Origin of the sequence: Shinella zoogloeoides (genome assembly GCF_030733845.1) — a bacterium.
In the GTDB taxonomy this organism is placed as follows: Bacteria; Pseudomonadota; Alphaproteobacteria; order Rhizobiales; family Rhizobiaceae; genus Shinella; species Shinella zoogloeoides_C.
In genome coordinates, this window is the sequence record NZ_CP132311.1 from 3906745 (window position 1) to 3925195 (window position 18451).

The 18451-nt window shown below is 66.5% G+C and carries 20 protein-coding genes; 6 read left to right on the top strand and 14 right to left on the bottom strand.

Annotated features, from left to right (window positions below; translation table 11 throughout):
* Positions 1-124 precede the first annotated feature (124 nt).
* The 3 genes from Q9316_RS20160 (at position 125) to Q9316_RS20170 (ending at position 2817) form a co-directional block, all read left to right on the top strand.
* Positions 125-1516: a leucyl aminopeptidase family protein gene (locus Q9316_RS20160; protein ID WP_306033332.1), complete on the top strand. Its 1392-nt coding sequence runs from the start codon at positions 125-127 to the stop codon at positions 1514-1516.
* Between the two features lie 70 nt (positions 1517-1586).
* Positions 1587-1937 carry a MarR family transcriptional regulator gene (locus tag Q9316_RS20165; RefSeq protein WP_306033333.1) on the top strand — a complete coding sequence of 117 codons (351 nt, stop codon included), beginning with the start codon at positions 1587-1589 and terminating at the stop codon, positions 1935-1937.
* Positions 1938-1956: 19 nt separating this feature from the next.
* Positions 1957-2817: a C40 family peptidase gene (locus Q9316_RS20170; RefSeq protein ID WP_306033334.1), complete on the top strand. Its 861-nt coding sequence runs from the start codon at positions 1957-1959 to the stop codon at positions 2815-2817.
* On the opposite strand, the gene Q9316_RS20175 is transcribed toward Q9316_RS20170, so the two are convergent.
* From Q9316_RS20175 to Q9316_RS20185, 3 genes are read right to left on the bottom strand one after another with little or no spacing between them, the layout of a single operon-like run.
* Positions 2814-3158, bottom strand: coding sequence for an ArsC family reductase (locus Q9316_RS20175; protein WP_306033335.1), 345 nt, complete (start codon positions 3156-3158; stop codon positions 2814-2816). The genes Q9316_RS20170 and Q9316_RS20175 overlap by 4 nt on opposite strands.
* A 49-nt stretch (positions 3159-3207) precedes the next feature.
* Positions 3208-3828 (bottom strand): YitT family protein, encoded by a 621-nt coding sequence (locus tag Q9316_RS20180; protein WP_306033336.1) that lies wholly within the window; start codon positions 3826-3828, stop codon positions 3208-3210.
* Between the two features lie 8 nt (positions 3829-3836).
* Positions 3837-5006, bottom strand: coding sequence for an amino acid aminotransferase (locus Q9316_RS20185; protein ID WP_306033337.1), 1170 nt, complete (start codon positions 5004-5006; stop codon positions 3837-3839).
* A gap of 150 nt (positions 5007-5156) precedes the next feature.
* Here Q9316_RS20185 and Q9316_RS20190 point away from each other — a divergent pair, with 150 nt between their 5' ends.
* Together Q9316_RS20190 and Q9316_RS20195 are read left to right on the top strand one after the other, a co-directional pair.
* Positions 5157-5636, top strand: coding sequence for an Lrp/AsnC family transcriptional regulator (locus Q9316_RS20190; RefSeq protein ID WP_306033338.1), 480 nt, complete (start codon positions 5157-5159; stop codon positions 5634-5636).
* A 115-nt stretch (positions 5637-5751) separates the two neighbouring features.
* A complete protein-coding gene (locus tag Q9316_RS20195; protein WP_306035372.1) occupies positions 5752-6573 on the top strand; it encodes an endonuclease/exonuclease/phosphatase family protein in 822 nt (273 codons plus the stop codon).
* Here Q9316_RS20195 and Q9316_RS20200 read toward each other — a convergent pair.
* Together Q9316_RS20200 and Q9316_RS20205 are read right to left on the bottom strand one after the other, a co-directional pair.
* On the bottom strand, positions 6545-8005 hold the full coding sequence (locus Q9316_RS20200; protein ID WP_306033339.1) for a phospholipase D-like domain-containing protein: 1461 nt from the start codon (positions 8003-8005) through the stop codon (positions 6545-6547). The two genes, Q9316_RS20195 and Q9316_RS20200, sit on opposite strands and share 29 nt — an antisense overlap.
* A 122-nt stretch (positions 8006-8127) precedes the next feature.
* On the bottom strand, positions 8128-9186 hold the full coding sequence (locus tag Q9316_RS20205; RefSeq protein ID WP_306033340.1) for a succinylglutamate desuccinylase/aspartoacylase domain-containing protein: 1059 nt from the start codon (positions 9184-9186) through the stop codon (positions 8128-8130).
* 135 nt (positions 9187-9321) lie between these two features.
* On the opposite strand from Q9316_RS20205, the gene Q9316_RS20210 reads away from it, so the two are divergent.
* A complete protein-coding gene (locus Q9316_RS20210; RefSeq protein ID WP_306033341.1) occupies positions 9322-9882 on the top strand; it encodes a methylated-DNA--[protein]-cysteine S-methyltransferase in 561 nt (186 codons plus the stop codon).
* Here the strand turns inward: Q9316_RS20210 and Q9316_RS20215 are convergent.
* The 9 genes from Q9316_RS20215 to Q9316_RS20255 form a co-directional block, all read right to left on the bottom strand.
* Entirely contained in the window at positions 9879-10742 is an 864-nt protein-coding gene (locus Q9316_RS20215; RefSeq protein WP_306033342.1) for a sigma-70 family RNA polymerase sigma factor, read from the bottom strand. The genes Q9316_RS20210 and Q9316_RS20215 overlap by 4 nt on opposite strands.
* Positions 10732-11193, bottom strand: a complete 462-nt coding sequence (locus tag Q9316_RS20220; RefSeq protein WP_306033343.1) for a carboxymuconolactone decarboxylase family protein — start codon at positions 11191-11193, stop codon at positions 10732-10734. Before Q9316_RS20220 ends, Q9316_RS20215 begins: the two co-directional genes overlap by 11 nt.
* Positions 11194-11341: 148 nt before the next feature.
* On the bottom strand, positions 11342-12904 hold the full coding sequence (guaA, locus tag Q9316_RS20225; RefSeq protein ID WP_306033344.1) for a glutamine-hydrolyzing GMP synthase: 1563 nt from the start codon (positions 12902-12904) through the stop codon (positions 11342-11344).
* Positions 12905-12957: 53 nt separating this feature from the next.
* A complete protein-coding gene (locus Q9316_RS20230; protein WP_306033345.1) occupies positions 12958-13602 on the bottom strand; it encodes a 5'-methylthioadenosine/S-adenosylhomocysteine nucleosidase in 645 nt (214 codons plus the stop codon).
* Positions 13599-14048 carry a PaaI family thioesterase gene (locus tag Q9316_RS20235; protein WP_306033346.1) on the bottom strand — a complete coding sequence of 150 codons (450 nt, stop codon included), beginning with the start codon at positions 14046-14048 and terminating at the stop codon, positions 13599-13601. The genes Q9316_RS20230 and Q9316_RS20235 overlap by 4 nt, the downstream gene beginning before the upstream one ends.
* 95 nt (positions 14049-14143) lie before the next feature.
* The gene (locus Q9316_RS20240; RefSeq protein ID WP_306033347.1) at positions 14144-14599 is read right to left on the bottom strand and encodes a TspO/MBR family protein; all 456 of its coding nucleotides are present in this window, start codon (positions 14597-14599) and stop codon (positions 14144-14146) included.
* Between the two features lie 41 nt (positions 14600-14640).
* Positions 14641-15744, bottom strand: a complete 1104-nt coding sequence (locus tag Q9316_RS20245; protein WP_306033348.1) for a DUF1513 domain-containing protein — start codon at positions 15742-15744, stop codon at positions 14641-14643.
* Complete coding sequence (locus Q9316_RS20250) at positions 15744-16871, bottom strand: imelysin family protein (RefSeq protein ID WP_306033349.1); 1128 nt, start codon at positions 16869-16871, stop codon at positions 15744-15746. Before Q9316_RS20250 ends, Q9316_RS20245 begins: the two co-directional genes overlap by 1 nt.
* A complete protein-coding gene (locus Q9316_RS20255) occupies positions 16871-18406 on the bottom strand; it encodes a di-heme oxidoreductase family protein (protein WP_306033350.1) in 1536 nt (511 codons plus the stop codon). The genes Q9316_RS20250 and Q9316_RS20255 overlap by 1 nt, the downstream gene beginning before the upstream one ends.
* Positions 18407-18451 lie beyond the last annotated feature (45 nt).

Consider the following 18451-nt stretch of genomic DNA (forward strand, 5'->3'; position numbering starts at 1 on the left):
GAAGCGATTTCCGCATCTCGCGGCGGTTAAGGAATCACGCCGCAATCTCCGCTCCAGCAATAATCTGTTAACCCTAACAGAGTGTTAATCGCCTGATTCCGAAGCTCCCTCCAAAGGTTCCGCCATGGCCCCCTTCCAGTTCATCGACCGGCCCTCTCCCTTCAACACGAAGGCCGGCAAGACGCTGCCGATCTTCGCGATCACGCCCGCCCATATCGAGACCGGCACGATCGATCCGATCGCACTCGACTGGGCGAAGAAGGCCGGCTTCAAGGCGGAAACGGGTGCGCTCCTGATGGTGCCGACGGCGGACGGGCATCTCGGCGGCGCGCTGTTCGGCCTCGGCAAGAACCCGTCCGACGCGCCGTTCCTGACGGGCAAGCTCGCCCGCGCGCTTCCGGCCGGCGACTGGCATATCGAGACCGCGCCGCTGACGGCCAACCGGCTGGCGCTCGGCTACGGCCTCGGCAGCTACCGCTTCGAGCGCTACAAGGCCGCCGCTTCGGAGGCGCCAACGTTGCTCATCCCGAGCGACGCCGACGCCACCGACATCAAGCGCCAGCTTGCTGGCGTCTTCCTTGCCCGCGACCTCGTCAACACACCGACCAACGACATGGGGCCGGACGCGCTGGAAGACGTTTTCCGCGCGCTCGGCGAGCAATACAAGGCGAAGGTCTCCGTCATCACCGGCGACGACCTGCTCAAGCAGAATTTCCCGCTCATCCACACGGTCGGTCGCGCCGCGGAACAGGCGCCGCGCCTGCTCGAATTGCGTTGGGGCAAGAAGGGCCACAGGCGCGTGACGCTCGTCGGCAAGGGCGTCACCTTCGATACCGGCGGCCTCGACATCAAGCCGGCCGCCTCCATGCTCCTGATGAAGAAGGACATGGGCGGGGCGGCGAACGTCATGGGCCTTGCGCTGATGATCATGGATGCCAAGCTGAAGGTGGACCTGCGCGTGCTCGTGCCGGTCGTCGAGAACTCCATCTCGGCCAATGCCTTCCGTCCCGGCGATATCTACAGGAGCCGCAAGGGCCTCACCGTGCAGATCGACAATACCGATGCCGAGGGCCGGCTGATCCTTGCCGACGCGCTCGCCTATGCGGACGAGGAAGAGGCCGACCTCATCGTCGACATGGCGACGCTGACGGGCGCCGCCCGCGTCGCGCTCGGCCCCGACCTGCCGCCCTTCTTCACCGACGACGACGATCTCGCCCACGACCTTGCCGACGCGAGCCTTGCGGTCGATGATCCGATGTGGCGCATGCCGCTCTACATGGGCTACGACAAGGACGTCTCCGCCCGCATCGCGGACCTCACCAATGCGCCCTCGGGTGGCATGGCGGGCTCGATCACCGCGGCACTCTTCCTCAAGCGCTTTGTCACGCGCAACAGGCATTGGGCGCATTTCGACATCTATGCCTGGGCGCAGGCCGAGCGGCCGCATTCGCCCGTCGGCGGCGAGGCGCAGGCCATTCGCGCGCTCTATCACCATCTTCGTAGCGCGACGGCCTGACGGGGCCGCTTTCCTTCAGGCGAATGATACGGTAGCGTAACGAAATTCATTCGCCCCGGAGGAGCGGGCCGTGCCGGTAGATCTGACCCCATCGCAGGCGTTGAGCCTCTGGCATGCGGTGACCGTTCAGCAGGTTCACCAGGACGGGCGGGATCTGACGCTTCGCCAGCTCGCCATCCTGCTGGAGATCTACCTCGTGCCGCCGCCGCATACGGTGCGGGGGCTGGCGGCTAAACTCGGCGTCACCAAGCCCGTCATCACCCGCGCCCTCGACACGATGGGCGAGCAGGGGCTGGTCACCCGCGTGCGCGACGACCGCGACCGCCGCAATGTCATCATCAAGCGCACCGTGGAAGGCGCGCTTTATCTCGAACGCCTCGGCGACCTTATAATTGCCACAGGCCGTGCCCAGACTTCATGAAGGCCCCGTGAGTAGACCGATGAACGCCCTGCCAGATCGCCGCCTTTTCGCCTATCGTCCCGACCTTGCCGAAGAAGCCCTGCGCGGCACCGTCGCGGCCGGGCAATATGTAACAGGCACGCCCGCGCGCATCGCCGCTCCGGTCGCCGCGCTTCGGCCCCGGCCGGACGAGGCAGCCGGCATCGATACGCAGGTGCTGTTCGGCGAGACCGTGCGCGTGCTCGACCGGGCGGATGGCTGGGCCTGGGTGAAATCGGATGTCGACGGATATGTCGGCTATCTGCCCGAAACGGCGCTGGAGGCGGCACCTGAGACGGCGGCAACGCATATCGTCGCGGTGCCCCGCACCTTCGCCTATACGGGGGCGGACCTGCGCACGCCCGCCGCCTTCGCGCTTTCCATCGGAAGCCGGCTAACAATCGTCGGCGAGAGCGAGACGCGCGGCACGCGCTATTTTACGCTTGAAGGCGGCCAGTCCGTCATTGCCGGCCATTGCCTGCTTGTCGAGGACAGGGCGAGCGACGACTACGTCGCTGTTGCCGGTCGCTTCCTCGAGACGCCCTATCTCTGGGGTGGCCGCTCCGGTTTCGGCCTCGACTGCTCGGCGCTCGTCCAGCTCTCCCTGATGATGACGGGCCGAAGCGCACCGCGCGATTCCGACATGCAGGCGGCCGGTCTCGGTACGCCCATCGCGCGCGAGGAACTGCGGCGCGGCGACCTCGTTTTCTGGAAGGGCCATGTGGCGATCATGGAAGACGAGACCACCATCATCCACGCCAACGGCCACACGATGAGCGTCGCGCGCGAACCGCTCGCCACGGCCATCGAGCGCACCGGCTACCTCTACCAGAAGCCGACCGGCTATCGCCGGCCTTTCTAGAACAGCGTTTCGTAGATATCCGGCTTGAAGCCGGCGGTAAGCTGCCCGTCCCGGTCGAGCATGGGGCGCTTGATCATCGACGGCTGTGCGAGCATCAGAGCGATGGCCTTCTTCGCATCGAGATCCTGCTTGTCGGCATCGGGCAGAGCCCGGAAGGTGGTGCCGGCGCGGTTGAGCACGGTTTCCCAGCCGAGCGCATCGACCCAGCGCGTGAGGCTCGCTTCGTCAATGCCTTCGGCCTTGTAGTCGTGGAAGCGGTAGGCGACGCCCCTGGCGTCGAGCCAGGTCCTTGCCTTCTTCATCGTGTCGCAGTTCTTGATGCCGTAGATCGTGACGGTCACGCTTGTCTCCTCATGCCTTCTCGGCCGCCTTCATAAAGCGGCGCGGTCGTCACGTCACCCCGAGATAGCGGCCGGGGCGGTGATTGATGGCGAGCGTCATGTTGACGACGACGGCACCGAGCACGGAAAGCGCGAGGCGGTCGAGCGGAATGACAAAATAGGCAGCGGACAGGATGGCGAGATCGACGGCAAGCTGGAAATAGCCGGCGCGCAAGCCGAAACGGTCCTGCAGGTAGATCGCCAGCACATTGATGCCGCCGAGCCCCGTACGGTGACGGAAGAGGATGAGGAGGCCCGTGCCGGAAAGCGCCCCGCCCATGATCGCCGCATAGAGTGGATCGAGATGGGAAAAGGTGACCAGTTCGAAGGTAAGCCGACTAAAGATCGAGACGAACGTGACGGCCGCGAAGGTGCGCAGCGTGAAGCCCCAGCCGAGCTTTTTGACGGCGAGCACATAGAACGGCAGGTTGATGGCGAAAAACAGCCACCAGAAACCGGTGCCGGTCGCATATTGCAGGAGGAGCGCGAGGCCCGCCGTGCTGCCGGCCAGCAGCACCGCCTTGGTATAGATCACCACGCCGAGCGCCATGAACATCGTGCCGACGACGATGGCGATGACATCCTCGTAAGCGGAATGGCGCTCCGGCTGCGCCGCCGTCTCGACAGACATGTTGGACCTCAGAGGCTCAGGAATTTTTCAATGACGGCATCGACTTCCGCCGTCTTGAGGCCGGCAATGTTGATTCGGCCGGAGGTCGGCATGTAGATGGCGTGATCGGCGCGCAGCTTCAGCACATCAGCTTCTTCGAGCGGCAGCAGCGAGAACATGCCCTCCTGCTCGCGCACGGCCGTCAGCACCTGCCAGCGGGCGGAAAGGCCGGTGGCGAGGCGTTCGCGGATCGCGGCGATGCGCAGGCGCATGCTCTCGATCTCTGCCTTCCAGTCGGCGGTGAGGGCCGCGTCGCCGAGGATCGTGCTGACGATGGCCGCGCCATGGTCCGGCGGCATGGAATAGCTGGTGCGGGCGAGCGCGGCGAGGTTGGTGCGCACGGAAAGCGCCGCCCCGGCACTGCTGCAGGCGGCATAGATCGCGCCGGTGCGTTCGCGGTAGAGGCCGAAGGATTTCGAGCAGGAGACCGCGACGAGCGCTTCCGGCACGGCGGCCAGCAGCGTGCGCAGGCCCGCCGCGTCCTCGTCGAGGCCGCGGCCGTAGCCCTGGTAGGCGATGTCGATGAGCGGCAGCAGGCCGCGCTCGGCGATGAGGGCGGAGACGGCGCGCCACTGGTCGGCCGAAAGGTTCGCGCCCGTCGGGTTGTGGCAGCTTGCATGCAGCAGCACGGCATCGCCCGGCGCGGCGCCGGCAAGCGCCTCCATCATGCGGTCGAAAAGCACTGCCTGCGAGGGGATGTCGAAGAACGGATAGGTGATGACCTCGAGGCCGGCGGCCTTGAAGATGCTGGCATGGTTCGGCCAGCTCGGCAGGCCGAGCCAGATGCCCTTCGTGCCCATGCGCGCCATCAGGTCGGCGGCAAGGCGCAGCGCCCCGGAACCGCCCGGCGTCTGGAGGCTGGCCGTGGCGCGGCCGCGGCCGGCCTCGCCCGTCGTCAGGTCCCAGAGACGCTCCAGGAAGACTGGGTCGCCTTCCGGGCCGACATAGGCCTTGGTCGGCTGGGTCTCGACGAGGCGGCGTTCGGCCTCCTTCACCGCGCGGAAGATCGGCGTCGCGCCGGTCTCGTCGCGATAGACGCCGACGCCGAGATCCACCTTGCCGGCGCGCTCGTCCGCCCGGAAAAGGCCGATCAGGGCGAGCAGCGGGTCATCGGGCTGGCGGGTGAGGGCGTCGAACATGGCCGGTTTCCTAATGTGGGTGAATGTGCAGACGGTGTAAGGCAAAGCCATCGCAAAATCGACTATGATATTGCGGGGAAGGCGCAAGAAGCTTTTGTATTCTTGCGGCTTGCCGCTAGGTTGATGCAGGTTTTTGCGTCGGGGGCGGATATGGACAGGAAGACGGGCGATGACGTGGTGCTGGACCAGACGGACCGGCGCATCATCCGCCTGCTCGTCGAGGATGCGGGCCTTTCCAACAACCAGCTCGCCGAGAAGGTCGGCCTGTCGCCGGCGCCGCTGTCGCGCCGGCTGGCGCGGCTGGAGGCGAGCGGCGTCATCCGCCACACGGTGATCGTCGATCCGCGCGCCGCCGGCATCGGCTTTCAGGCTTTCCTGGAGGTGACGCTGGAGAGGACGGCGCCGCGTGTCGGCGAGCGCTTCATCGATCTCGTGCGGCGCATGCCGGAGGTGGTGGAATGCCACATGGTCGCCGGCGATTTCGATTTCCTCCTGAAGATCGCCGTGAAGGACGCCGCCGACTACCGGCGGCTGCTGTGGAGCGAGTTCGAGCGGATCGGCGAGATCAAGACGCTGCGCTCGACCATCCTGCTCGACAGTCCCAAGATGCAGGTGAGCGCGCTTCCGTGAGCCTACCCGCGGAACCTTTCTCGCCCGCGGGAGGTTGCCGATGCGGGCAAAGCGCCCATATGATGGATGCGCCACAAAGGAAGGAACCGTGGACAGAAAGCTGAACGACAAGGTCATGTCGGCCGCGCTGCTGTCGGCCATCCGCAACCGCCGCGGCCACCGGCCGGCGGAAAACAATCGTCCCGGCGACACCGTCATCGCGTCGTACAACGTGCACAAATGCGTGGGCGTCGACCGCCGTTTCGATCCCGAGCGCACGGCGAGCGTCATTGCCGAGATCGATGCCGACATCATCGCCGTACAGGAAGCGGACAAGCGCTTCGGCGAGCGCTCGGGTCTGCTCGATCTCGACATGCTGGAACGCGATTGCGGCCTCGTTCCCGTGCCGATCGCCGCGCTATCCTCCACCGGCCACGGCTGGCACGGCAACATGATCATGATCCGCAAGGGCGCGGTCTGCGGGGTGCGGCAGTTGAAGCTGCCCGGCGTCGAGCCGCGCGGCGCGCTGGTGGTGAACCTCGACCTGCCGGTCGGCAAGCTCCGCCTCGTCGCCGCCCATTTCGGCCTCTTGAAGCGCTCACGCGAGCAGCAGGCCATGGCGATCCTCGCCTCTGTCGCCGAGGAAGAGGAAATGCCGACCCTGCTTGTCGGCGATCTCAACGAATGGCGCGTCGGCCGCGGCTCCTCACTCTCGCGCCTCCAGCCAACCTTCGATCCGGCGTCCGGCGCGGTGCCGAGCTTTCCCTCGCGCTTTCCGGTGCTCGCGCTCGACCGGGCGCTCGGCCATCCGCACGATCTCGTCACCTCCGTCGAGGTGCACGACACGCCGCTCGCCCGCATCGCCTCCGATCACCTGCCGATCAAGGCGCATATCGACCTCAAGGTCGTCTGGGAGCGCTCGTTCGGGCCTACAGATAGGGTGAGCCAAGCCATGTGATGCGCTCGACGAGGCGCTGCGCGAAAGGCCGCGCCTTGAGCTCATCGAGCTTCACCTCTTCCGCCAGCGCCATGGCGGTGGCGATGCGATCGCCGATGAGATCGGCGAAGTCCGGGTCCACCACCTCGATATCCACCTCGAAATTCAGCCGCAGCGAACGCGGGTCGATGTTCGACGAGCCGACATAGGACCAGGCGTCGTCGACGACCGTGAGCTTGGAATGGTTGAAGGCGCCCGAGGCGCGCCAGATGCGGCAGCCATATTTCAAGAGCTGGTCGAATTGCGCCGTCATGGCGAGATCGACGAGCTTCAGGTTGTTGGAGGAGGGCACGACGATGTCGATCTCCACCCCGCGCCGCGCCGCCGTGACGATAGCGCTGATCAGCTCGCGGTCGGGCAGGAAATAGGGCGACATGATGCGGATGTGCTTCTTGGCGATAGAGACGGCGCCCATCAGCATGCGGTGGTTGGTTTCAAGGCTCTTGTCCGGCCCGGAGGGCACGACACGGGCAAGCATGCCGCTCTCCGGCGCGTCGGGCGGCGGCGCGATCTGCCAGGCCTCGCCCGAGAGGTCGTCGCCACCGGAAAAGCGCCAGTCCTCGTAGGCGATGCGGAAGAGGTCGCTGACGACAGGTCCGGTGAGGCGGAAATGTGTGTCGAGCGCCGCCAGTTCGCCGGAAAACTCCGCGCAGAAGCCGGCGCGGATGTTGAGCCCGCCGGTGAAGGCGACGCTGCCATCGACGATAAGGATTTTCCGGTGGGTGCGCAGGTTCGCGTAGGGAAGGCGCAGGCCCATGACGATGTTGCCGTTGAAAACGTCCACCGGCACGTTCGCCTGCTTGAGCTCCGAGACGATCGAGGGAATGGAATAACGCGCGCCGACCGCGTCGATCAGCACGCGCACCGCCACGCCGCGCGCCACGGCCGCCGACAGCGCCTCCACGAAGCGCTTGCCCGCGCCGTCCCGGTCGAAGATGTAGGTTTCGAGCATGATGGAACGCTCGGCGGCGTCGATGGCGGCCAGCATGGCGCTATAGGCAGCATCGCCCGTCGATAGCAGCGTGATGCGGTTGCCGGAGGTCAGCTTGCAGCGACCGACCGCATCGCCGAGGCGCTGCATGGCGGCGAGCGCCTCGCCATAGGTCACCCGGACGTGTTCGTTCGACACGTCGTATTCCGCCATATGGTGCCACCCGGCGGCAAGCAGGCCCTCGCGGCTGAGGTTCAGCGTCTTGCGGCGGATGCGGTTGACGCCGCCCACCGCATAGATGAGCGGGCCGACGACCGGCGACAGCAGGATGACGCCGACCCAGCCGATCGCCGCCCGCACCTCCTCCTTCGTCATCGTTGCATGGATGGCGGCCGGCACGCCGAGAAGGATCGACAGGGCGACGAGGATATGCGGCCAGTAGGCGGAGAGCGTCTCAAACATGATGCGTGCGGATCATCCCAAGGCGGCAAATGCTTTTGCCGCCTCTATATATTGCTTTGGATGATACGAATGCGAGGGGGGCAACACTCCCCCAGCCGAAAGATTTTCTGCGGGCGGAAAGTTCAGTCTTCCAGCGTGCCCGGCTTGCGGTCGTTGCGCGTCGCCTCACGGCAGGCGAGCTTCATCAGGTCGTCGCCGCGCCGCGCATAACGGGCGGAGCTGCGCGTGGCGACCAGCCCGTCATGGCCGGCCTTGACCGCAAGCGTGCCGTCGGCCTCGCCCGGCCGGGTGATCAGCGTCGCAAGGAGGTCGCCCGCCTTCACCCTGTCGCCGATGTCCCGGTGGAAGAGCACGGTGCCGGGCGCGGGCGCCCGCACCATCTCGATATTGTCGAGCGGCACGGCCGGACCGGCATAGGGCCTTGCCTCGAAGGCCGCATCGGTAACGACGCCGCGCCCGGCGAGGAAGCGCCAGAGGCCATCCGCATCGCGCATCGCAATGTCGGGGTAAACATCGCGCCGGCCGCGCAGCTCGACGGTGACGGCGAGGCGGCCCGGCACGGTCTTCAGCCTGTCGCCGCCCTGGCGCTTGAAGGCATGGCCAACTGCCTCCTCGAAGGCCGTGCTCTCGCCGTCAGACAAGAACACGGCTTCCATGTCGAGCGCGCTTGCAAGGTCGGCGGCCTCCGGCCAGAAGGCCTCGTCGATATAGGCATATTGCAGGGATTCGTCGTCGCAATGCAGGTCCAGCACCAGATCCACGCCGAGCGCCATGTGCAGCAGCGTACGCTTCAGCCGGTCGGCGGCGGGGCGGCGGTCGAGATCGTCCAGCAGCGTCTCGCGCTCGGCAAGAGCCACCAGCGGGAAGTCGCGGTTGAAATTGGTGCGCGAACCGAGATCGAACCGGCCTTCCATCTCGCCGAAATGGTACTGGGCAAGGCCGATGGGGTTGGCCTGTGGCACGACGGTGATGTCGCCGCGGATCGTGCCTTTTTCCTCCGCACGGCGCAGCCGTTCGATGAGAAAATGGGCGAGCGCCGTACCGGGCAACTCGTTGGCATGCAGCGCCGCCTGGATATGCACGGAGGGTGCCGCCGCATCGCTGCCCTTGAAGCGGAAGACCGGCACGCGCCATTCGATGCCCGCCGTATCGCCGCCGATGATGATCTCCGAGCACTCCATGTCGTCCCCCCGCTGGTTCGTTTTCGCGACGGTTTATGCGAATTGGCGGCGAAAGGCGCAAGTCCCGGCAAGAAACGGGTTGAAAGCGGCCGGGCAAAGCCCGATCTTGTGACAAAACGGGAACAGGAGCCGAAAATGACCGGCAAGACCCATTACCTGATCTTCGACACCGCGGGCGGCCCCTGCGGCATCGCCTGGACGGCGGCGGGCGTCGTACGCTTTCAGCTGCCGGGCGAGGACGCCGCTACCACGCGCCGCCTGCTGCTGCGCCATCTGCCTGAGGCGGAAGCGGCCGAGCCGCCGCCGGCGGTCGCCCGCGCCGTTGCGGCCGCGCAACGCTACTTCGCCGGCGAGGAAGCCGATTTCACCGATGTGCCGCTCGACCTTGCCGGCCAGAGCGCTTTCTTCATGTCGGTCTACGATGCGGCGCGCCGCGTGCACTGGGGCGAGACGACGACCTACGGCACGCTTGCCCGCGACCTCGGCGCCGGCCCGGAAATGGCCCGCGAGGTCGGCCAGGCCATGGCGAAGAACCCCGTCGCCCTCATCATTCCTTGCCATCGGGTTCTGGCCGCCGGCGGCAAGGTGGGCGGCTTCTCCGCGCCGGGCGGCGCCTCGTCCAAGCTGAAGATGCTGGCGCTCGAAGGCATTTCCTTCGATCCCCCGGCGCCGGCGCAGCAGTCGTTCGGCTTCTAGCCAGGCAATGCGAGGGCGGTAAGCTTGTCCGGGTTGCGCGTGATGTAGATGGCGGCGATGCGTCCTTCGACGATCTCCACGGCGGTGGTTTGCAGGTGTCCGTCCACGCGGCTGAGGAAGCCCGGCAGGCCATCGATGACGACGGGACCGAGATACTCCATCCGCGCGCCCAGCTTGCGGGAGAGTCCCAGATAGAGACGTATCAGGCGCTCGACGCCGTGGATGGCGTTGGGGAAGGTGAGCACCTTGCCGCCGCCGTCCGAGCGTAGCGTCACATCGGCAGCCAGCATGGTGCCGAGCGCCGCCGTGTCTCCGAGACGACAGGCCTCGAAGAAGGCGTGCGCCAGCGCCTCGCCATCCTCGCGCGCGATCTCGTAGCGCGGCTGATCGATGCGCACATGCGCCCGCGCCCGCGCGGCAAGCTGCCGGGTGGCCGCCGGGCTGCGTTCCAGGGTTGCCGCCACGGCGTCGAGCGGCTGGTTGAAGACGTCGTGCAGCAGGAAGGCCGCGCGCTCCAGCGGCGACAGCCGCTCCAGTGCCACCATGAGGGTAAGCGTGATGTTGTCGGCGCGCATTTCCTCGTCCGCCGGCTCGATCAAGGGTTCGGGCAGCCAGGTGCCCGGATAGGTCTCCCGGCGGGCGCGGGCGGATTTCATCGCGTCGAGGCAGAGGCGCGAGACGATGCGGGTGAGCCAGGCAGCAGGTTCCTTGACCGTCTCCCGGTCGCTGCGGTGCCAGCGCAGCCAGGCTTCCTGCACGATGTCCTCGGCCTCCGAATGGGAGCCGAGCATGCGGTAGGCAAGGCGCAGCAGCCGGGGCCGCTGCGTCTCGAAGCTTCGGGTGGAGGGATCAAGCGGCATGACGCCGGTCGGTCGGGTGCTCTGCGCGGAAGCCGACCTGCACGCGGTTCCACACATTGATCGCGCCGATGGCGATCGACAGCCAGGCCTGCTCGTCGGGCGTGAAGACGGCCTCGACGGCGTTCCAGTCGGCGTCGGGTGCATGGGTCTCGGCCACCAGCGTCAGCGCTTCCGTCCAGGCAAGCGCCGCCCGTTCCCGTTCGGAATAGAGCGAGGAATCGCGCCATCCGGCAAGAAGGTGAAGCCGCATCTGGTCCTCGCCGTCCTTCAGGGCCTCGCCGACATGCATATGGATGCAATAGGCGCAGCCATTGATCTGCGAGGCGCGCACCTTGACGAGATGCAGCAGCCTGGCGTCCAGCGGGCTGGCCTTCAGGGCGGCTTCCAGCGCGTACATCGCCTTGAAGGCGGGCTCGGCGCGTTTGAAATAATCGGTCATGCGGGCTGACATTCCAGTCTCCTTCTCAATCCTACACCGCCATGACGAGACCGGAATGCAGGATGTGACATGGAGATGCGAATTTTTTTACCGGAAAGCAAAAAGCCCCGGCGCGAACGCCAGGGCCTTTAAGGTTTCCGTCACGCAGAAGGGCGTGCCCTCATTCCCACTCGATCGTGCCCGGCGGCTTCGACGTCACGTCGTAGACGACGCGGTTGATGCCGCGCACTTCGTTGATGATGCGGGTGGCGGCGCGGCCGAGGAAGTTCATGTCGTAGTGGTAGAAATCGGCCGTCATGCCGTCGACGGAGGTGACGGCACGCAGCGCACAGACGAATTCGTAGGTGCGCCCGTCGCCCATGACGCCGACGGTCTGGACCGGCAGCAGCACGGCGAAGGCCTGCCAGATCTTGTCGTAGAGGCCGGCCTTGCGGATCTCGTCGAGATAGATCGCGTCGGCCTCGCGCAGGATCTCCAGCTTGTCGCGGGTGATGCCGCCCGGGCAGCGGATGGCAAGGCCCGGGCCCGGGAAGGGGTGGCGGCCGATGAAACTGTCCGGCAGGCCGAGTTCGCGGCCGAGCACGCGCACTTCGTCCTTGAAGAGCTCGCGCAGCGGCTCGACGAGCTTCATGTTCATACGCTCGGGCAGGCCGCCGACATTGTGGTGCGACTTGATCGTCACAGAGGGGCCGCCGGTGAAGGAGACGCTTTCGATGACATCGGGATAGAGCGTGCCCTGGGCGAGGAATTCCGCGCCGCCGAGCTTCTTGGCCTCATCCTCGAAAACCTCGATGAACAGGCGGCCGATGATCTTGCGCTTGGTTTCCGGGTCCGAAACGCCTTCCAGCTCGCCGACGAAGCGGTCGACGGCATCGACATGGATGAGATGCAGGTTGTAGTGCTCGCGGAACATGGCGACGACGTCGGCCGCCTCGTTCTTGCGCATCAGGCCGTGGTCGACGAGGATGCAGGTGAGCTGCGCGCCGACCGCCTCATGGATGAGGAGGGCCGCGACGGAACTGTCCACGCCGCCCGAAAGGGCGCAGATGACGCGCTTGTCGCCAACCTGCTCGCGGATGGCTTCCACGGCGCGGGCGCGGTAGGCGGACATCGACCAGTCGCCCTTGATGCCGGCGATCTTGTGCACGAAATTGGACAACAGCTTGGCGCCGTCGGGGGTGTGCACCACCTCCGGATGGAACATGGTCGTGTAGTAGCGCTTCGCCTCGTTGACGCAGATGGCGAAGGGGGCGTTTTCGGAAACGCCGATGATTTCGAAGCCTTCGGGGGCGACGGTGACGCGGTCGCCGTGGCTCATCCAGACCGGGTATTTGTTGCCGACCTGCCAGAAGCCCTCGAAGAGCGGGCTCTCTTTCAGAATTTCCACATCGGCGCGGCCAAATTCGCGGGCATGGCCGCCCTCGACGGTGCCGCCGAGCTGGGTGGCGAGCGTCTGCTGGCCGTAGCAGATGCCGAGGATCGGCAGGCCGGAATCGAAGACGACCTGCGGCGCGCGGGGGCTGCCCTGGTCGAGAACCGAGGCGGGGCCGCCGGAGAAGATGATCGCCTTCGGCTGCATGCGGTGGAAGGCTTCTTCCGCCGACTGGAAGGGGATGATCTCGCAATAGACGCCTGCTTCGCGCACGCGCCGCCCGATGAGCTGGGTCACCTGGCTGCCGAAATCGATGATGAGAACGCTGTCGGGATGAGCTGTCTGGGTCATGGCGAGCCTTTAATGAATATCCACGCGCCGCGCAACGGGCAAATGCCGGTTTTTCAGCCGCCCCGTACGACCGTTCCGCCGGCGATGGCCGCTTCCAGCGTGTCGACGGCGGCCGAAAGCCTTTCGTCGATCACATGCAGGTATTCCGTCCAGTCGCCGATATGGGTGAGTTCCGCCTTGCCGTCGGAAATGCCGCGAAGGCCGATGAGCGGGACGCCGAAGGCCTGGCAGGCGCGCAGGGCTCCATAGGTCTCCATCTCCACCATGTCGGCGTCGATGCCCGCATAGGCGGCGCCCGAGACGATGTTGGCGCCCGTCGAAAGCCGAGCCTCGGGAATGCCGGGAATGCGGAGGGGGAGCGGCACTTCCGCCGGCAGATCGAGGAAGGGCGTCGCGCCCTTGGTGAAGCCGAGCGGCGAGGCGTTCATGTCGCGATAGGAGACGGAGGTCGCCTGGTAGACGCCGGTCTGCTCCAGCGTTGCGGAACCCGCCGAGCCGAGCGAGACGACGAAATCCGGCAGGTTGCCCTCCACCTCCAGATGGCAGAGCGCGAGCGTCAGCTGCACGGCGGCTTCGACCGGGCCGACGCCCGTCATGAAGGGCGTGATGCGGCTCTTCAGGTGCGGGCCGTATTCGGCATCGGCGGCCATGACGTAGAGGATACGGTGCGTGCCGACGGTCTTCAGGATGACGCTCATTCGGCGATGTCCTCGCGGCCGCGCACGACCATCATCGTGCCGGTCATGGAGGCGATCAGCTTGGCGGGGCCGTCCGAGATGGCATAGCCGCGCCCGTCGGCGACGATGATGTTGGAGCCGGGCTTGGTGACCTCGCCGCGAAAGAGGAAGCGCTCGCCGCGCCCCGGCGACATCAGGTTGACCTTGAATTCGATGGTGAGGATGGAGGCGTCCGCGTCGATGACGGAATAGGCGGCATAGCCGCAGGCGGTATCGAGCGCGGCGGAGATGACACCGGCATGGAGGAAGCCGTGCTGCTGGGTCAGCTTGTCGTCGAAGGCAAGCTCGATCTCCACCGTGCCGTGCTCGACGCGGGTCAGTTCGGCGCCGATCAGGCGCATGGCGGCCTGCCGCTCGAAACTCTTGGCGACGCGATCGGCGAAACCTGCCGGAGGAAAGCCTGTCATGTGCATCCATGCCCGCCGGCATGCCGGCCCCGAAGTGAAGTCCGCCGAGGTTTGCACGGCGCATGCTGCGCTGCAAGCGTGTACGTGGATATCCCTCAGTTCAGGGCGAGAATAGCTCCGTTGAGCGCCGTCGCGAAGGCGACCCAGGCGAGGTAGGGCAGGAAGAGCAGCGCCGCCGTGTGGTCCTGACGCCAGGAGACCAGAATGAAGCCGGCGACAGCGACGAGAAGGCCGAGGATGATCATCATCGCGGACATCGGGTCCTGAAGGCCGAAAAAGGCGGGCGACCAGGCGAAGTTGAAGACGAGCTGGGCAAACCACAGCCGCATCGCCATGGAGCGGCGAAGCGTCAGCCAGGTGCGGGCGCCGACGACGCCGATGATGATGTAGAGGATGCTCCACACCGGCGCGAAGACCCAGTTCGGCGGGTTGAACCAGGGTTTTGCGAGCGACTGGTACCAGTCGCCGGGCATGTTGTTGGCGCCGATCAGGAGGCCGCCGCCGAGAACGAGGATGATGAAAGCGAGATAGACGAGGGGCTTGTTGCTCATGCCTGCGCAAGTAGCGCGCGTAGCGCGCCTGTCCAGTGGCGTCAGCGGCGTGGCATCAGGCTGGCGACGTGCTGGTCCCAGGCGACATCCTCGCGCCGCCCGGCAAAGCGCCCGTCATAGGAAGAGACGGCGAAGCCGTGCGGCGCGGCGGCGATGCCGGCGGCATCCGCGATGCTTTCTTCCCTGAGAACGCGGCCGGATCCGGCATCGAGCACGATGAAGCGCCCGCCGTTCGGTGAGGTCAGGCCGACGAGCCCCTCGCGCCGGTTGACGGCGATGGCGCCGACATAGTTGGCAAGGCCGATCGTGGTCTCCTCCGGCAGGGAGAGGAAGGTAAGGTCTTCGCCCTTGCCGAAATGGCCGACGAGCGGCGGCAGGTCGTTGCGCGGGCCTTCGTACTGGCAGGCGAACCAGACGCGGCCCTTGTCGTCGAGGTCGATATGGCGGGTGGAAAGCTGGCGCAGTGTTTCGGGCAGCGTGTGACGCTCGACGAGCGCGCCCGTCGCCGCATCGATGAGGGCGAGCGAGGGTTCCATATGGTCGAGGTTGAGCTTGGTGCGGCCGAAATCCGGGTGGGTCTCGATGCCGCCATTGGCGGCGATCAGCAGGTGTCCGTCGTCGCTGACGGAAAGATCGTGCGTGCCGATGCCGTAGGTGGAATATTCGCCGATGCGGCGGTAGCGGTCCCTGGCGTCGTAAAGGCCGATCATGCCGCGTTTGGCGTCGAAATCGTTCTCGCTGGCATAGAGCAGGCTTCCGTCCGGCGAGAAGCAGCCATGGCCGAAGAAATGCCGGTCCTCGGCGGCGGCGATGGTGACGGGTTCCGTCCGGCCCGTCCGGTCGATCGCCAGCGCGAAGGTGCCGGGCCGCCTTGCGAAGGCGACGAGATGACCGGTGACGGGCGAGAAGGCCATACCATGGCTGCGGGCGGGCAGGGGCGTGCGGTCGAGCACGGTGCCGTCCTCCGCAAGCGTCGCAATGCCGAAGCTGCCGTCGCGGTCCCTATAGCCGGAGGCGAAGACGGCATCCGTGCGGGAAAGCGCGAAGGCTTGGCCGGCGCCGAGCGACGCGATCCAGGCCGCGCCCGCCATGCGCAGGAAGGCGCGCCGGTCGAGAAGCGCGCTATGGCCGGCCCCGCCCGTCATCAGTCGCCGTCCGCGAAGGAGAAGCCGGCGCCGAGCCCGATCGCGCCGCCATATTCGGCATTGAGCCGTTCGATGAGATCGCGGGAATTGACGAGCAGGAAGGCGATCTTCTGCTGCTCTTCCGGATCGGAAACGGCCTTTTCGATATCGGGATCGACGGTCGGCGCGATGCGGCGCAACTGCTTCAGCACGAAGTCGATATTGCCGTTGATCGAGGCGAAGTCCGGATCGACGAGGCCGGCCATGCCGGATTTGTCGAAAAGCGTCTGCAGGCCTTCGATATTGGCGTCGATGGACGTCCACGTATTGCCGGAGCGCCAGAAGACCGCCGATTTCGGCCGGGCGATGCCGCCGTTACGGTAGAAGGTTTCGATCCGCTGGTCGCGCACCGCCTCGCCGCCATGCACGAGAATGCCGAGCAATGCCGTCATCGCTTCCTTGCCGGTGCGAAAGGCGGGGTTCTGCGGGCCGGGGTGTTTCCAGTCCTTTTGCACGCCGTCGGGCGCCTCCCAGGCGGCGACGAGCTGGCCCGCTGTGGTGCGGATATGGGTGGCGACGGCCGCGGCGTAGCGGCAGCGGAAAGTGTCCGGCTCGCTCATCAGCGTTTCGGCGCCGGTACCGTAAAGCGCGAATTCGAGTGCGCCGAACCCCTGGATGGCGACGCTCTTGCCCGCCATCGTCGCGGCGTCGGCATCGGCCTCGTTCTGCTTTTGCAGCAGCGCCTGCACCTGCTTGAGGCCGGTGCTCTTGCGGTCGGGATAGAACAGGATGCGCTCGAACCGGTTGTCGTCGAGCACCGGGCCGATGCGTACGATCTCGATACGGCCCCAGTCGGCGACCGCCTGCCGGAAGGCATCGTCGACATCCTTGCGGGAGGCTTCGGAAGGCGCCTTGCAGAAGGCGGCCGTCGCCCCGGCGAGCTTGCCGGCAGAAGCCTCGAAGGCGCGGTAGCCGGGGCGGATGACGTCGTCCACGGCGCGGGCCATCACGGAGAGCGCGGCCTCGCCGGTCAGGTCCGGCGGTACGGGCGTCTCACCCTCCTGCGCCAGCGCCGGCAGGCAGGCCGACAGGACCAGGCCGGCAAGGAGCGAGGTTAAACGCAGGAAGGGGTGGCGCCGGGTCGACATCAGAGGCTCTCCAGGAAGGTGAGAAGGGCGTCGCGGTCCTGTTTCTCCAGCGCGGCGAAGCGATCGCGCGCCGCCTGTGCCTCGCCGCCGTGCCAGAGGATGGCCTCGGTGAGGTTGCGGGCGCGCCCGTCATGCAGGAAGAACGTATGGCCGTTGACGGTTTTTGTAAGGCCGATGCCCCAGAGCGGCGGCGTGCGCCACTCCCGGCCATCGGCCACCCCGACCTGCTGCCCGTCGCCAAGGCCTTCGCCCATGTCGTGCAGCAGGAAATCGGAATAGGGCCAGATGAGCTGGAAGGCATGGGCCTTGTTGCCGGCATCGCGCCGGGTCACGAATTTCGGTTGATGGCAGGAAACGCAGCCCGTCTCGTAGAAGACGCGTTTTCCCGCGAGCGTTTCGGGAAAGCTCGCCTTGCGCCGGGCCGGCACGGCAAGGTTCTCCGCATAGAAGGTGACGAGGTCCATGACCGGCGGCGGCGCTTCCGCGTCGCCCAGTCGGGCCTGCACGCCGTCCGGGCGGTCGAGGCAGGCCACCTGCGTCGGCATGCAGTCACCCTCAGAGAGCGGCACCTCGGGCGTCGAGATGCCGATGTCGAAGGCGAAGGCATCGGCGCTCTGCTGGCGCACGGTGGCCGACTGCGCCTTCCAGCCGAACCGGCCGAGTGCCTGCCTGCCGGTCGCCGGGTCGACGGCGATCGCCGCCTTGCCGCTGATGCCGTCGCCATCAGCGTCGTCCGGGTCGGCAAGCGCCAGGATGTCCGCCTCGTGGATCGCTTGGACGAGGCCGAGGCCGAGCATCGGCTGCGTGACGCGCGGCGAGAGCGTTGTCGTGGGGTCGAGATCGCCATAGGCGAGGCCGGCGACGGAATAGGCCGGGCGGCGCAGCATGACGACCTCGCCGCCGGCAAGCGTTACCGGTTCTTCCGTATAGTCGATCACCATGCGGCCCTCGCCCTTGAGGCCGGGAACGGCGAGATCCTGAAGCTGCCGGCCGTAAACCGGGTCCGGCATGCTCATCTCGCGGAAGCTCTTCAGCGCCGCCGCCTCGGCCGGCGTCTTCGCGGCGCGGGCAAGGCGCAGGAACATCGACGTGGCGTCAGCGGCATCCTCCGGTGGATGGCCGCGGCCGTCCTTGATGTGGCACGTCTGGCAGGAGCGCGCATTGTAGAGCGGCCCCAGCCCGTCGGACGCCTGCGTGGAGGAGGGCGAGGACACCCAGAGCTTCTGGAACAGCGCGTTGCCGAGCTTGAAGGTCTCCTGCTCGGCGAAGGTGATGTTTTCCGAGAAATGGGAGAAGCTGTTGATGTTGATCGAGGCAAGCGAGGTAGCCGCCCCGCCGGACATGGCCTCGTACTGTTCCGCCTTGGAAAAATCCGTCGCCAGGGCCGTGACGGCTTCGACGCGTTTTTGATCCTTTTGCGAAAGATCGCCGCGCGCCCGGCCGACCGAATGGGCATCGGCCAGAACGAAAACGCCTGCCGCGACGGTGAACGCGGCGCAGACCGCGAGCAGGCGACGGGCAGGACGTTTCGTCATTTATGAAATCGGGCCGCGCTCCGCGGGAGAGGCGGCCCGCCTTCT